Source organism: Ramlibacter montanisoli (assembly GCF_013087525.1).
GTDB classification, from domain to species: domain Bacteria; phylum Pseudomonadota; class Gammaproteobacteria; order Burkholderiales; family Burkholderiaceae_C; genus Ramlibacter; species Ramlibacter montanisoli.
In genome coordinates, this window is the sequence record NZ_JABFCS010000001.1 from 1,638,815 (window position 1) to 1,654,760 (window position 15,946).

General features: G+C 70.0%; 5 protein-coding genes. All 5 read right to left on the minus strand.

The genetic code is table 11. The features are described from left to right. Nucleotides 1–36: 36 nt before the first annotated feature. A complete protein-coding gene (locus HK415_RS08335) occupies nucleotides 37–2,136 on the minus strand; it encodes a hypothetical protein (RefSeq protein ID WP_171558083.1) in 2,100 nt (699 codons plus the stop codon). Next, entirely contained in the window at nucleotides 2,133–3,137 is a 1,005-nt protein-coding gene (locus HK415_RS08340; protein WP_171558085.1) for an efflux RND transporter periplasmic adaptor subunit, read from the minus strand. The genes HK415_RS08335 and HK415_RS08340 overlap by 4 nt, the downstream gene beginning before the upstream one ends. Continuing rightward, entirely contained in the window at nucleotides 3,131–4,009 is an 879-nt protein-coding gene (locus tag HK415_RS08345; protein ID WP_171558087.1) for an adenine nucleotide alpha hydrolase family protein, read from the minus strand. Before HK415_RS08345 ends, HK415_RS08340 begins: the two co-directional genes overlap by 7 nt. 75 nt (nucleotides 4,010–4,084) lie before the next feature. Then, nucleotides 4,085–4,915 carry a SapC family protein gene (locus HK415_RS08350; protein ID WP_171558090.1) on the minus strand — a complete coding sequence of 277 codons (831 nt, stop codon included), beginning with the start codon at nucleotides 4,913–4,915 and terminating at the stop codon, nucleotides 4,085–4,087. Nucleotides 4,916–4,940: 25 nt separating this feature from the next. Further along, complete coding sequence (locus HK415_RS08355; RefSeq protein ID WP_171558092.1) at nucleotides 4,941–14,657, minus strand: hypothetical protein; 9,717 nt, start codon at nucleotides 14,655–14,657, stop codon at nucleotides 4,941–4,943. Nucleotides 14,658–15,946 lie beyond the last annotated feature (1,289 nt).

Consider the following 15,946-nt stretch of genomic DNA (forward strand, 5'->3'; position numbering starts at 1 on the left):
GGAAGAGGCGGCGCGCCCCGCGCAGCCACTGGTGGCCTATGGGTTCCGGCGGGTGCTCGAAGCGGGCATGCACGCGCTGGCCGAAGAACATGGGCGCGGCGCCGCGCCCGGCCTCGGGGACGGCGATGTCGAACTGGAAGGTGCGCTCCAGCGTGCGGTCTCCGCGGCTGTCGCGCGCATCGGTGGCGAGCTGGCCCCCGCCTTCGGTGGCCAGCACCCGGCTGGGCAGGTATTCCTCGCCCGCAGGCACTTCGCGCTGCAGGCGGCCTTCCAGCACGCGGTCCGGATCGTGCGCCAGCCGCACCTGCACCGGGTGGTCGCCGCGCGCACCACGTCGACCGCATCCTGCGGCGCGACCACGCGCGCGACCAGCTGCGGCTGGTCGATGACGTAGCCGATCAGGTCGCCCTGCTTCTGGAAGCGGCCCGGCAGGTCGTGCGGCTTGGCCACCATGAAGACGCCGTCGTTGCCCGCGCGCACGGCCAGGCGCTCCAGGCGCTCGCGCAGCGTGGCCAGTTCGCTGCGCGCGGCCTCCAGCTGGTCCAGCGCGATCGCGGCCTGGCCGCGGTCGGCGCGCAACTGCGCCAGGTGCAGCGCATCGAGCTCGGCCACGCGCGCCGCGATCGCGTCGGCGCGCGACTGCAACTGCGGATTGACCACCTCCACCAGCAGGTCGCCGGCGCGCACGGTGCTGCCCGGCACGGCCACCAGGCGCTCGACGAAGCCCTCTTCCTTCGCCCGCACCATGGCCGACGACGGCAGCCATGCGACCCCTTCCACCACGGTGCGGAAGGGCGCGGGCACCACGAACAGCAACAGCAGCAGGGCGGCGACGAAGCCGGCCGTGACGGCGTTCACGCGGCCCCGCCGGGCCCGCAGGCGCGGGCTGGCGAACACGTGCTTGAGGCTTTTCACGACCGGCATCACCGCCATCGCCACCACCGCCCAGATCGCCAGCAGCACGCCGATGATGAAGAACTCCTTGGCGATGAACAGCGCGATGGCGATCGTCACGAACACCCGGTACAGCGTGGAGAGCAGCCCATAGGAAAGCAGCCAGGCCTTGTCGCGCGGCGAGGTCTCCGGCGTGTCCGCCTCCTCCACGCCGAAGGCGTAGCGCTCGACCAGGTAACCCCAGTAGCGCGTGGAGCGCTGCGCCAGGTTGGGCATCTCCAGCAGGTCCGACAGGATGTAGTACGCGTCGTAGCGCAGCAGCGGGTTGCCGTTGAAGATCAGCGTGGACACGCCCGCCACCAGCATGGTGTTGAACAGCAATGCGCGGGCGATCGAGGGTTCCACCAGCATCCAGAGATAGAAGGCGATGGCGGCGAGGAACAGCTCGACGCCCATGCCCGAGGCCGCCACCACCGCGCGGTGCAGCCGCGAGCGGAACACCGTGGAGGCCGACGCCTCGACGTAGGGCACGGGGATCAGCACCAGCATCACCACGCCGACGTCGTGCACCTCGCCGCCGCCGCGCTTCACGGCCGCGGCGTGGCCGAACTCGTGCAGCGCCTTGATCAGCGGGAAGACCAGCCACAGCAGCAGCAGGTTGCCGGTGCCCAGCACCCGGTCGGAGAAGTTGCCCGTGAGGTCGGCCCAGTGCAGCGGCAGCAGCAGCAGCGCCGGCAGCACCACCGCGAGCCAGACGATGCCGCCCCAACGGCTCCACAGCGCGTCGACCAGCGGCCGGATCCGGTTCAGGAAGGCGTCGGGATCCCACAGGTGCAGCCGGATCGCCATCGGGTTCAGATAGGAGCGCTGGCGCTGCGAGCGCTCCTGCTGCTGGCCGCGTTCGAACAGCTCGCCCACGTCGGGCGTCACGTCGCTTTGCAGCAGGTCGGCCGAATGCAGCTGGCCGAGCAGGCGGATCACCTCGTCCTGCGTGGGCGCGTCCTCGCCCAGCCGGCGGTTGGTCAGTTCCCACAGCTGCTGCACCGTGCGCTCGCCGTTCATGGCGGCGATGAAGAAGCGCGCCGCCGGGGTGAAGCGGTGCACGCGGTTCGACACCGGGTCCTGCACCAGGTACCACAGCGCGCCGCGGTACTTCATGCGGTGCAGGCGCGCGTGGCTGCGCAGGCGCGGCTGCAGCTGCGCGACGCGGTACCAGGAGCTGGACATCAGGGAATCGCTCACTGCCGTTCCCCGCTCAACCCAGCCAGCGCCAGCTGGCCATGCAGCCACTCCACCAGCGAGTGGGTCCAGATCCAGATCAGCTTGCGGTCGCCGACCTCCACCTTGCCCACCCCTTCCATGCCGGGCCGCAGCCGCGTGGTGGCCTGGTCCAGCCGGGCCTCGACCCGGAAGTAGTTGCGGCCCTCCTGCGCGGTGGAGATCGGTGTGATCTGGCGCACCGTGAAGGGCAGGCGCTCGTAGGGCATGCCCGCCAGCGCGATCTGCCCGCGCTGGCCGATCGCCAGTTCGGCGATGTCGCGCTCGTCGACGTGCAGCACCACGCGGTAGGCATCCAGCGGCGCCACCTCGAACAGCACCTTGCCCTGCTCCACCGGCGAGCCGAGCAGCTGGCTCAGGTCGCCGCTGACCACGATGCCTTCGAACGGCGCCTTGAGCGTCGCGCGCGCGAGCCGCTCTTCCACCAGCGCGAGCTGGGCCTGTGCCTGCTGCTCCTGCGCCGCTGCCACGGTCATGGCCGCGCGCTCCTGCGAAGCCGCCGCCTGCCGGTAGCGCCGCTGCATCTGCTCGGCCTCCGACAGCCACTTCACGCGTTCCAGCTTCAGTTCCCGGTCTTCCAGGCGCGCGAGCGGCTGGCCCGCGCGCACCGCGTCGCCCGCGCGCACGAAGCTTTCGCCGACGAAGCCCTGGAAGGGCGCGACCATCGCGCGCTGCACGGAGCCTTCGATCACCACCTTCGAACTCACCCGGTAGGGCCAGCTGGCGAAGCTGAAGACCAGCACGGTCGCCAGCAGCAGCAGCGAGGCCAGCTTGAGCCCGGGATGGCGCGGCCCGAACAGCGCCGCGGCACCCTGGCGCACGCCGTCGCTCGCGCGCCGCCAGGTGCTGCGCTGCTCGCGCTGCTGCAGCGCGAACACCGGCCCGAGCAGCTGTCCTATCGTCTCGCACAGCGCGAGTTCGGCCGCATCGAAGGGCCGGTCGCGCTTGCGCTCCAGCGTCAGCACGCCAACCGGGTCGCGGTCGTCCAGCAGCGGAACCGAGAGAGCACGCCGGCCTCGCTGCGCGCCGAGGACAGCGCCGCATGCGCGAGGCCGCCGACCGCGTCGGCGTCCAGGGGAGGATGCACCTGCGGCTGCCCGAGGTCCAGCACTTCGTCCATCGCCTCCGCCAGCAGGCGCACGAAGTCGCTGCGCGCGTCGAAGGTCGCGGTGTGCGAGATCGCCTGCACCTCGCAGCTGTCGTGCCGCGAGAAGCCGATGGCGACGCGCTCGCAGCCCAGGCGGCCCGCCAGTTCGTTGGCGACGGCCAGCGCCGCGGCACGCACCGGCTTTTCCTGCAGCGCGGTGGCGACGGCCTGGCTGGCCAGCGACAGCCGCTCGGCGCGCTGCTGCTCGCGGGTGACGACCTGCCGGCGGAACTGGTCCACCAGCCAGGCGCTGCCCCAGTGCAGCTGGCGCAGCACGCGCTGCACCTCGCTTTCCGGCCGCGGCTTGATCTCCAGCACCACCGCCCCGTGCAGCAGGCCGTCGACCTCGATCGGGTAGCCGACCATGAGGATGGCCGCGGTGGTCGCGGGCGAGTTGCCCTCGTGCACGATGCCGCGCCGCTCCTGCAGCGTGGCCTGGGCCGTGGGGCCCAGGTGCAGCAGGTTGTGGGAAGCGTCGGGCCAGCTCGCCGCGGGGCTGTAGCTGCCGTCCTGGCCCGGCCCCAGCAGCACGAGGCCGCCTTGCGGACGGTCCACCTGCGCGCACAACAGCGCGAGCCAGCTGCTGCAGAAATCGGCGGTGCTGGCGGGCGCGGAAAAGCGCGCCCACTGGGCGGACTCCAGCTTGGCGTGCGCGCCGTCCGCCAGGGAATAGATCGATGCTCCGGTCATCGGTACTCCGGGCGCGCGAGCGCCCGTCCTTCAACAACGGGACCCGGTCCGCGGGTCACGGGCCGGGTCTTCACTTCAGGTTGCCGCCATTCCCGCATCGCCGCGCGTGCGCCGCGCGGGTTTGGCGGCCGCGGGCTGGGTGGCGTCCTCGTCCGGACCCGTCGCCCCGGCCGGTGTGTCCGAAGGACGCGTCAGGATCAGCTTGTCCTTCACCACGCCGAAGTTGCGCATGGACTGCAGGTGCAGGTAGATCAGTTCCAGTTCGTCGGTCGCCGCCAGCTGCGACAGCGTCTCGCCCGGCAGCGCCTTGAGCTTCGCCCGGTCGACCGCCTGAAAGCCGCCCAGCGACATCTTCTCGGCTCCCAGCGTGAACTGGGCGCGCATGGGTTCGAGCAGCTTCAGCTCCACCAGCTTGCGGCAGAAGGTCTGCGTGCGCAGGAACTGCGAGCGGTACTCCTGCAGGAACTTCAGCACGTTGTCCACGTAGGGCGTCTGCTTGCCGTCGGCGGTGAACAGGGGCTGGCCCTTGCCCAGGTAGTTCAGTCCCTGGAAGGCCTCGTCCACGCACAGAGTGAAGGTCTTGCCGTCCTCGCTGGAGGAGAACACGAAGGGGTAGCGGCGCACGAAGGCCGGCAGGTAGCCGGCGCTCCAGCTGTCGTCCTCCTTCAGGTACAGGTTCTCGCCGGCGCGGGCACCGAGGATCACCACGGGGATGACCTCGCTGCCGTTCTGCGCGAACACGATCGCGTATTCCGCCGCCGCCTGCGGAAACTCCACCGCCATCAGCGGCGCCGAGTTGATGTTGCGGGCGAAGCCATAGCCCTTTCCGAGCTCGACCGACGCCTTCCCGTGGCGTCCGCTGGACACCGGGACGGCGGTTTCATAGATCAACAACTGCTTGGTCATGGGTAAAACACTCCTCTAGGTTGGCTCACACAAGGGGCTGGATCGGCCGGGTCGAAGCGCCGAGTTTCGGGGCCAGGTCCACCTGCACCTTCAGCGCCGCATTCGGATTGCGCTGCGCCTCGCTGCGGGCCAGGTGGTTGACGAAGTCCTGCTGCCAGCCGGCGGCCGGTGTGGCGGGCACGACCGGGCCGGCGTAGCTGGTGGACCAGGCGATGCTGGGCGCGGCGGCCGCCGGCAGCGTGTCGACGGCGCCGGGCTCCACCGGTGCGCGCGATGCCGCGCCGGCCGGTTGCGTCGCCAGCGGCGTCGCGGTCCGCGTGCCCAACGACAGCGTCTCGGCCATCAGGCCGGCGGCCGTGTGGTCGGCGCCCGCGGCGTGGCCCAGCTCGTGCTCCAGCACGCTCAGCAGGTCCATGCCCTCGGACGCCGGGCCGCGCGTGGCCACCAGCAGCACGCCGTCGTCGGTGTACTCGCGGTCGTCGCCCGGCGTGCGGTCGACGAACCAGCCGTGGCCGGCCGCGTTGTAGTCCACCAGGATGTGGCCATCGGCGAAGCGCGCGAGCTCCAGGCCCGGCAGGTCGGTGATGCTGACGTCCACGCTGCCGGCCGGCTGCGCCAGGTCGCCCTGGCTGTTCCAGCGGCGCAGCGCCTCCTGCACCAGCGCGCTGGTCTCGTCGACCTGCAGCGCATCGCCCTGCACCGTGCCGGTGGCTGCCGTGGCCGCAAGCACCGCCACCGGCGCCGCCGCGACGGCCGCGTCGTTGGTCTTGAGCGTGACCTTGTCGAAGCTGGCGGTGCCGCCGCGGGCGACGATCGCGAAGCTGCCGTCCACCACCACGGCGTTGTAGGCGAAGCCCACCGCCGCCTGGCCGTTGACCGTGGCGCTGACCGTGGAGCCCTTGAGGCTCACGCCCAGCGTGAAGTCCACGCCCGGGTCGATCACGCGGGCGATCGACGCGTCGATCACCGTGCCCCGCGCCGTGCGGTGGCCGATCAGGATCCGGTCGGCGGCGGCATCGGCCAGCACGAACTTGTAGTCCTGGTCGCCGTAGCGGTCGAACACGAAGCCGGCCTGGCCGCTGGTGTTGAGCGTGGCGCTGAACTCCAGCAGGGCCAGCGACTGGATCGCCGCCACCCCGAGGGTCATGCCCTGCACCGCCATGTCCGCGCCCGCCGCCGGCGTGCCGGCGTAGCGGCCGGCCGTGGCCGTCCACGTGCCGGTGCGCGGCTGGCCCTGGAAGATCGCGCCCGGGCCCGTGGTGAGCTCGTCGGTCTTGACCGTGGTGGCCTGCGGCTGCAGCACCTTGACGGCGATGTTGTCGAAGGAACCGTGGGCACTGTCGGAGCCGACGCCCACCAGGCCCCAGTTCAGGCCGTAGGAATAGCCGTCCACCACGCGCGGCGTGTAGGTCCGCGACAGGCTGGTCTTGTTGTCCACGATGATCGTGGCGGTCAGCCCGTTGACCGACAGCAGCACGTTGTAGGCGGTGTCGCCCTTCACCTGTGCCGGCGTCTGCACGTCGATGACCCAGCCGGAGGCATCGCGGTGGCCGATCACCAGCTTGTTGGTCGACACGTCGATGCCGGCGAACTTGAAGTCGTTGCGGCTGATGTAGTCGAACACCAGGTAGGAGTTGGCCTTCCAGCCGGCGATCGGCTTGTCGGCCGTCATCGTCGCCTGCACCTCGAAGTAGCCGGGCAGCGCGTCGCCGATCTGCATCACGCTCACGGCGTCGCCCACCGGCGAGGTGGCCGAGACCTGCAGCTTGCCGCCCGCGACGGACCACTTGCCGCTGTCCGCCGCGAAGCCGCTCAGCGGCACTGCCGGATCGTCGAAGCTGGCCGAGCGCAGCACGTCGCGCGGGCCGCCCTGCAGGTTGCCGGCCTGCGGGTCGCGCGGGCCGCCGGTCTGGTCCTGCCAGGCGAAGTCCTGCTGCCGCACGACACCCAGCTCGCCCTGGGGTTCGCCGTTGCGCAGCGCGTCGCCGCCGGTGTCGCCGGCACGCGTCATGTCCACGCCGTCGGAGGCCGACAAGGCATACAGGAACTCGGCCATCTGCGGCTGCAGCGTGCGCGAGACAGTGCCGATGCCGAAGGGCGCGAAGGGCACGATGAAGCTGTTGAACTCGCCCACCCAGTCGATCAGGCGGTCGCCGCCGGTGTTGCCGATCAGCACGTCGCGCCCGGCACCGCCATAGGCGCGGTCCTCGTAGCTCGGGTGCGTGTCCGGTGCGTCGTTGGTGCCGCCCGTGGTGCCGAGGTTGTCGTCCGCATTCAGCAGGTCGTTGCCCCAGCCGCCGTACAGGTTGTCGCGGCCCGTGCCGCCGACGATCCAGTCGTTGCCGTTGTCGCCGAAGATCTTGTCGTCTCCGTCGGTCTGCACCGTGCCCCAGGTGGCACTGGTGACCGAGGGTCCTTCGTTGGCGTTGAAATTCAGCAGGAAGCCATCGATCCTGCTGCGCGGCAGGTACTCGTCGTACAGCGCGAACTCGGTGGTCGTGGTGCTGTAGGCCAGCACGTTGCCCGCATTGGCCGGCTTCGCATAGAAGGCCCACTGCGCCTCGGCGCCCGACATGGCGTCGTCGCCGCTGCCACCGTGCAGGAAGTCGCTGCCCAGGCCGCCGTAGACGATGTCGTCGGCGCGGTGCGTGGACTGGCCGCCGAAGTCGTCCTGCGTGCCGTCGAAGCTCGTGTCGTAGCTGAAGGGGGTGAGGTCCACGCTCTTCTTCAGCTGGCCCGTCACGTTCAGGTCGGCCTGCTGCACGCCGCCGGGCGTGGAGATGAAGCCCTGCACCGTCGCCGCGTGCACGCCGTTCAGGTGCTCCACCGTGCCGTTGCGGCTGGTGAAGATGCGGCCGTCGTCGCCGATCACGCCGTCCTGGCCGGTGCCGCCGGAGATCCAGTCGTTGCCGTAGCCGCCGACGATGTCGTCGTCCTGGCCTTCGCCGAACACGAGGTCGCTGCCCTTCTGGGCGTAGATGAAGTCGTCGCCCGACTCGCCGTGGATCTCGTCGGCCGCGCCGATGTCGGTGGCGGCGGAGGCCGCGTTCACGTCCAGGCCGCCCGGCGTGTAGTCCAGGAGGTCCGCCGCCCGCACCACGATGCGCACGCTGCCGCGGTTCTCGGACGCCGAGCTCTGGTCGTAGGTGAAGGTCAGCGGCGTGCTCACCGTCCCGGCCACGCTGACCAGGCGGTGGATGTTGCCGTTGTCGCCCAGCAGCATGTCGCTGTCGTTGGCATGGCCGCTGGCGGCCGTGTCGCCCAGGTCCAGGCGCCCCGCGTCGCTCAGTGCGACGTCGGTGCCGGCACCGCCGAACAGCATGTCGGTGCCCGCAGCGTCGGTGCGCTGGTGGGGCGCCGTCAGGCTGAACAGGCTGGAGCTGCCGCCGACGATGTCGTCCTGGCCCAGGTTGCCGAAGATCACGTCGGCGCCGCCGTTGCCTTCGATGTAGTCGTCGCCGTCGGTGGCCAGGTTCTCCGTCGAAGCCTGCACCGACAGGGTGCCGTCGGCATTGCGCTGCGCACCGACCGTGAGGTCGATGGAACCGTCGCCCTGGATCACGTCGTTGCCCAGCTGGCCGAAGATCTGGTCCGCGTGCGCGCCCCCGGCGATGTGGTCGTTGCCGAAGTTGGACAGGCCCGCGGCTTCGGCCGCCGTGTCGTGGTTCTGCAGCTGGATGTCGAAGTCTTCCCACACCGGGGGCGTGGTGCCCGGCAGGTTGCGCGAAGCTGCGGTGACCAGCACCGTGCCCTGCGTGCCCGCGGCCGTGCCGTAGATCTGGCCGGCCTGGGTGCCGTTGAGCGTACGGTAGCGGGCGTTGGCGAAGCCGTCACCGACGCGGCGGTCCAGGACCACGTTGTCGCCGAAGACCAGGTCGCGCTCGCTGCCGCCGTCGATGCGGTCGCCGAAGGCGCCGCCGATCAGGACGTCCTCGTCCTCGTTGCCGCGGATCGTGTCTGCGCCGCCCAGCGTGTTCTGCTCGCTCGCCACGCGGACGATGGCGCCCGCCGCGTAGCTGACGCGGCCGTGGTCGCCCAGCACGATGTCGCTGCCGGTGTTGCCGGACAGGTTGTCGCCCTCGGCGCCACCCAGCACGAGGTCGTCGCCCTGGTCGCCGCTCACGGTGTCGGCGCCGCCGCCGTCGTCCGGGCTGTTGGTGAAGACCAGGTCCACGGTGGCCAGCTGGCCGTCCAGGGCCACGTGGTCGATCACCCCGTGGTCGCCGAGGATGATGTCGCCCTCGGTGCCGCCGGAGATCGTGTCGCCTCCGTTGCCGCCCAGGATGCGGTCCACGCCCTGGTCGCCGGTGATCGTGTCGGCCACGCCGTTGCCCGGCACCACCGTCGCGATGCGGGTGACGTTGCCCGTGGTCAGGATGCGCAGCGTGCCGGTGCTCTGGTCGATGCGGCCGTGGTCGCCGAAGACGATGTCGTCACCGGCGTTGCCGTGGATCGTGTCGGAGCCGGCCACCAGTCCGTCGTGGTCCGGCAGCGCGCTGGCGTTGACCGTCTCCACCGTGATCACGCGGGTGTTCACGTTGACGTTGATGCCGGAGTCGCCGTAGACGTGATCGACGCCGGACTCACCGGAGATCGTGTCGTTGCCCGAGCCGCCGAACAGGTGGTCGCCCGCCTGGCTGCCGCGGATCGTGTCGTTGCCGGCGCCGCCGTAGGCCGTGATGCTGAAACCGGACGCGGAGGCGTCGATCACGTCGTTGCCGGCGTGGTCGAAGGCGATCGCGTTGACCGACACGAAGCCGGACTCACCGCTGTAGCGCGAGCCGTCCTGCGAGGTGTCGCCGTACACCACCAGCGGCGAGCGCGCATTGCTGATGGTGAGGGTGTCGCCGGCCGTCGTGGAGGTGTTGCCGCCGCCGTGGACGACGGTGATGCCACCGTGCTGGGCGCTGGTCACCAGCGTGTCGGCGATCGAGAACTCGTCGTCGCCCTGCCCCAGGAGGACTTCCGCGACCTCGATCGAGCGGAAGGTGATCCCGCCGGAGAAGGTCTTGCCACCGGGCAGCGTGCCCACGGCCGGGAAGTATTCCGCGCCGAAGCTGAGGTCGCCCGCGATGCCCAGGCCGGACACGTTGGTGCTGTTGACGGTGTCGCCGTCGAACCATTCGCCGCGGGACATCACGCCTTCGTCGTTCGCCACGCTGGAATCGTTGCGGATGTTCAGCGTATCGATCTGCAGGTTCTCGTCGGTGTCGACAGAGATCTCCGGCAGTTCCTCGTCGGTCTCGCCGGGCAGCAGGATCGCCGTCTTGATCGAACGGTCGGCGGCCGGGTCGACGAAGCCCTCGATGAACAGCGGCCCCGCGATCGTGCTGGTCAGGTGCGGCGCGATCGGGAAGGTCTTGAGCGGCTGCACCGGCGCGGGCGGCAGCGGGTCGGCCGCGTGCACCGTGACCGTCTGCGGCAGGTACCAGTTGGCCGCGGTGAAGACCAGCGAGGTCGGCACCGTGGTCGTCAGGTCGTCCGGCAGGATCGTGATCGTCACGTCATGCGTCGGCGCCTTGGTCAGCCGCACCGAGTAGGTGTCGGACGTGGCTTCGTTCGCCAGGGTGTCGGGATCGTCCGCCACCACCAGGGTCGCGCCGTCGGTCACGTCGACCAGCACGCCGGCGCTGTCGTTGTCCACGACCTGCATGTCCATGCGCGCCGCGCCGTAGCCGGTGGCGGTGTGCTGGATGCCGGACAGCATGGTGTTCTCGACCACGCCATCGTCCACCGCCGTCACGATCATCTCGACGGGGATCATCCAGTCGTCAGCGTCGAAGGTGATGGTCTGGGTCAGCGCGTCGAAGCGCGCATCGAGGCTGGACACGGTGACCTGGCCATTGGTCGCGACGTTCACCACGACGCTGCCGGAGACCACCGGCGCGCCGAGTTGCACGGTGTAGGTGTCGGTGATGCCGGTGGTGACATCGCCCTCCAGCACGCGGTCATCGTCGCCGGTGCCGGCGACGATGATGTCGGGCCGGTCGTTGTCCTGCACCGTCACGCGCACGTTCTTGATGGCCACGTGGTTGAAGGTGGTGTCGGCGCTCTGCGCGCTGTGGCTGATGGCGTAGACACGCGGGCCTTCGCTCAGGCCGTCGTCCACAGCCTTCACCATGATCTCGCGGGCCACGGTGTCGGTGACCGTCAGGACCAGGTAGCGGCTCCAGGTCGCGCCGCCGTCGGCGGAAATCAGCATGGAGTCGCCGCCGGCGTCCTCTTCCTCCTGCGTGGTGCGCGCGGCCGACACGTTGATGTAGACCGGCTGGCCGGGCGTGGGCGTGGAAGCCAGGCGGATGGTGTAGCTGTCCACCGTCTCGCCCTCTTCGTTGACGCGCGTGCCGCCGTCGCCCTGCTCGATCACGACCTGGCCGCCCTCGGGGTTGGCCACGTTCAGGCCGACACCCGCGGCCAGCAGGCCGTCGTACGCCTCGTCGTCGGAGCTCACGGCATGGTTGATCACGCCGCTGCGGCCCTCGAGGTCGAGGCTGACGATGTCCTCGGTGACGTCGCCCGCCACGTCGAAGGTGTCGCTGCCCTTGCCGCCGATGATGGTGGTGATGACGCCTTCGCGGGTGCTCTGGATGAAGAAGTGGTCGTCGCCCTCCATGCCGTCGACGTCCAGCGCTTCCATGTTGTCGTAGCGGACGTTCAGGCCCGCGCCGAACACGCCGGTGTCGGTGATCACGAAGTTGTCGCCGAACTCGGTGCCGATGACCACGACCTTGTCGAAGCCGGCGCCGCCGTCGAGGTCCACCGGCGCGTTGATGTTGTACATCACCGTGTCGGTGCCCTCGCCGCCGATGGCCTGCGTGGTGCCTTCGGTGGAATTGCCCGTGCTGCCCACCAGAGCGAAGGCGCGGACCACGAACACGTCGTTGCCGTCGTTGCCTTCCAGGCGCAGTTCGGCCTTGTTGCTGTAGACGGTGAACTGGTCGTTGCCGGTGCCGCCGTAGCCGGTCAGCGAGAAGCTCGCGCCGCGGCTCAGGAAGCCCGCCGTCGTCTCGATGGTGGCGAAGCCGTCGCCGGCGGCCACGGTGTCGAGCGAGATCCGCTCGGAGCCGTACATCTGGCCGACCTGCACTTCGTCGTTGCCCGCGCCGGCGTCCAGCGTGGTGATCGCGGCGTTGTCGTCGACCGCGAAGAAGTCGTCGCCGCCGAAGCTGCGCACGATCAGCCGCGAGTTGATGTTCTCGTCGTAGTTGATGCGCTCGACATCGTCGTTGACCTGGTTGCGCACGTCGGCCACGCTGCCGTGCAGCAGCGCCACGAACGCAGGAGAGTTGGCGGAGGCCGGAGCGGACATGCCTTCGGTCAGCGCCTCCACCCGCCGCAGCAGGAAGACGTCGGCCTGTTCGCTGCCCTCGACGGTCAGCGTGTCCTCGCCGTCGTCCTTCGCGCCGGTGTCCAGCGCGTTCACGATGTAGTCGTGCGTGCCGCCCGCCAGGCTGCCGTGCGTGTACACGACGTAGGTGTCGGTGCCGCCGCGGCCGTCCATGTCCACGGTGTCGCGCACCAGCGCCGAAGCGGCATCGTCGATGCGGTCGCGCGTGGTGGTGAGCGTCGTCATGTGGTCGACCACCAGCAGGTCCTTGCCACCGGCCAGGCCGTCGGTGTCGCCCAGCATCCGGACGTGGCCGCTGACGGCCTCCGTCCGCAGCGTGATCGTGTCGTCCTGGCGCTCGCCGGCCAGTTCGACCTCGTTGGACGAGAGGCTGCCCTCCACCAGCAGGCTGGTGTTCACCTCGTCCACGTTGCCGGTGTCACCGGTGCCGGTGTGGATCACCAGGTGCCGGCCGGTCGCGATGCTGCTGCCGGACTGGACGTGGGCGTTGTCGCCCGCCTGGACCAGCAGGTCGCCGGTGCCCGGTGCCGTGCCCGGCGCGCTGATGCTGGCGCCGTCCTCCATGACGAAGTCGTCGCCGGCCCCCGCGTTGTCGCGAACGGACAGGATGCCGCTGCCCGTTTCGGCCGTCACCGTGCCGATGTACAGCGTGCCGGCCGTCTCGGTGATGTTGAAGCTGACGCTGGCCTCGGCGTTCAGCACGCCCTTCGCCGGGTTGGACGAATCGATCTCCAGGGCATCCAGCGGGGTGCCGATGCTGCCGCCGTTGGCGTCGAGCTCGATGTTCACGCCGGTGACGTTGTTCTCCAGGGCGCCGTTCGCGTCCAGCAGCGAGCCGTCCAGGGTCCACAGCTTGGCGTCGGTCGTCTTGCTGCGGATCTTGTCGATCCGCATCGCGCCGGCCGTCTCGATCATGAAGACCGTCGACAGGGCCACCGCATTCACGGTGCCCAGGGCGCCGGCGAAGGAGGTGTCGATGTCCAGCGCATTGCCGGCGTAGTCGCCGATCCGGCCGCCCTGGGAGTCGAGCACCAGGCTGATCGCCTCGATGTCCGCATCCGCCTCGTCGTTGCGGTCGACGATGTCGCCGTCGGCGAGGATGTCGACGGTGCCCAGGCGGGCGCGGATCAGGCCGATGTTCACGTCGCCCTGCACCGTCATCGTGACGTCGCCGCCCGTGGAAGTGAAGGTCGTGATGTTCAGCGTCTGCGGGCTGTTCAGGAAGACGTCGCCGCCGGCCTGGCCGGACAGGTCGCCGCTGACCAGCACGTCGAAGAAGTTGCCCGAGGTGCCGATGGTGCCGCCGGCCTGCAGGTCGAGGTCGCCGGTTTCCACGTTCACGATCGGCCCGGTGACGTCGTCGAGCGCGTCGAGGATGGAGCCCTGGGCGGACAGGTTGGCGCCCTGGCCCGCGTCGATGCGCTCCACGATCATGTCGCCCAGCGTCACGGCGATGTCCACGTGCGCCGGCGTGTTGACGCGCGCCACGTACAGGCTGCCGATGGCCTGGGTGCTGCCGTCGATGGTGAGGTTGCCGTTCTGCTGCTCCAGGCGGATGTCCCCGGAGGCGTCGGCGAACAGGCGGCCATTGGGGCCGACCGCGATGCGCAGCGGGTCACTGCCCTCGCCGCGGATCAGGCCGTTGCTGATGAGGGTCAGGTCGCCGAAGGTGCCGATGGCCGCGAACGGGTCGGTGCCGGCATCGATGATGCTGCCGGAGGACTTGACCAGCACATCGCCGGTGCCGCGCACGGTGCGCACCAGCAGGTCGCCCGTGCTTTCCAGGGCGACGGTGCCGTCGGCCCGCGCGACCAGCACGCCGGCCGCCTGCACGTCCACGTCGTCCTGCAGCTGCAGGGCCACGCGCTCGACGACCGACTTGTCGGCCACCAGCTGCCCGTTGAGCAGGTTCGCCGTGCTCGTGTCGTTGGTGCTGCGGTCCGCCGTCACCTTGTCCCAGCGCGATTCGTTGCCGAAGACCTCGGTGCGCAGGTTGAGGTTGCCCGAGCTGCCCAGGTACTGGTACAGGCCGTAGCTGCCCGCGCTGAACTCGACCAGCACGTAGCTGTCGTGCGCCACGAAGACGCTGTTCGGCGCCAGGGACTTGCTCGGGCCCGTGGCCACGTAGGTGATGTGCTCCCAGCGGCTCGTGTCGCCGAAGTTCTCGTGCCGCAGGTCGTCGCCAGGGGCACCGCTGGTGCCGATGAAGCGGTAGGTCGCGTACTGGGTGCCGTACACGTCGCTCGCGGTGGCGGTGGCCAGCACCTCCCTCTCCCCGTCGTCCAGGGAGCCGAAGCCGCCAGACAGGGCTATCACCTGCGCGGGCTTGCTGCGGCCGATCGAGCCGGTGCCGTTGACGGCCGTCAGCGTCACGTTGTCGCCGATGACGTTCATGCCCTCGGGCGCGGTGACCAGGGGTTCTGGCCCTGGAAGTTCGCCAGCGGGAACAGGAACTTGTACAGGCCCGGCGACACCGGGAAGTTGAACGCCGCCAGGTCGACGTCGTTCGCCAGGTCGGTGTCGTACACCTTGCCGACCAGGCGGTGGCCGGTGCCGGTCACGCCATTGGCGTCGTTCACCGTGTCCAGGCTGATCGCGATCGCGATGTCGGCCTGCGCATTGGCCAGGCTCGTGGCCAGCGACGCCGTTCCGTCGCCATTCAGGATCAGGAAGTAGTTCCCCTCTTCCACCAGCCCGGTGATCGCCTTGCCGCTCACCACGTCGTGCCGGTAGATCACCTCCTGCAGGTCCACGAGGCCGTGCCCCAGCGGCAGGTTGAAGACCAGCGTGCCGCTCACGACCGCAGTCGTCACGTGCGTGTCCACGAAGGAGATCGGCTCCAGCCCGTTGAGCTGGTTGGCGAGGTGCAGCTGCTGATCCGTCAGCGGGGTGCTGTTGACCAGCGTGCTCAGCTCGAAGCTGGAATCCAGGATGGAGCCGCTGCCGGTCGTCAGCGTCACGTCGCCGCCGCCTTCGACGGAGGCGTTGGTCGAGAACTGCAGCGCCCGCACCAGCTTCAGGTTGCCGCTGGTTTCGGTGACGTTGATGTCGTCGCCCGCCACCGCGGAGAAGCCGCCGCCGCCCGCCAGCAGGATGTCGGAGTTGATGCGCAGCGCGTTCACGCCGGTGCCGCCGATGTCGGCGCTGGCGCCGGTGGCCGAGAGTTCGACCCGGTGGCCCTGCACCAGGGTGGTGGCCGGGTCGGCCGCGGTGCGGATGCCGTCGGCGGCGATGATCGTCGTGTTGCCGCCGGTGCTGACCACCTGACCCACGCGCAGCGCGCTGGTGTTGGAGGCCTGCCCGGGCGCCAGCGCCGCCAGCGCGAGGTCGGCCACGCCGGTGATGTGGATGTCGCGGCCGGCGTGCACTTCCAGCTGGCCGACGCCGCCCTCGACCACCAGGCGCACGTCCAGGCCGGCGTCCACCGTGGGTGCATCGTTGAAGATGGCCGTGGTGGCCGTGCCCAGCACGGAGCCAAGGTCGGAATCCAGGGTGATGCTGCCGCCGTTGGCGACGCTCACGTTGCCCTGCACCAGCAGGTCGTGCTTCGACTGCACCTCGATCGTGGAACTGGTGTTGCCGGTGAACGCGACGTCGATCGCGTAGTCGGCGCGCAGCGCGTGCGTGTAGTAGTCCTTCTGGCCCTGCACCGAGGTGACTTCGGTGTGGTAGGTCTTGGTCCG

Bases quoted from the DNA above. Each gene is read 5' to 3' on its own strand.
- HK415_RS08345 (WP_171558087.1), bottom strand. From the start codon at position 4,009: ATGACCGGAGCATCGATCTATTCCCTGGCGGACGGCGCGCACGCCAAG.
- HK415_RS08350 (WP_171558090.1), bottom strand. From the start codon at position 4,915: ATGACCAAGCAGTTGTTGATCTATGAAACCGCCGTCCCGGTGTCCAGC.
- HK415_RS08355 (WP_171558092.1), bottom strand. From the start codon at position 14,657: ATGAACGTCATCGGCGACAACGTGACGCTGACGGCCGTCAACGGCACC.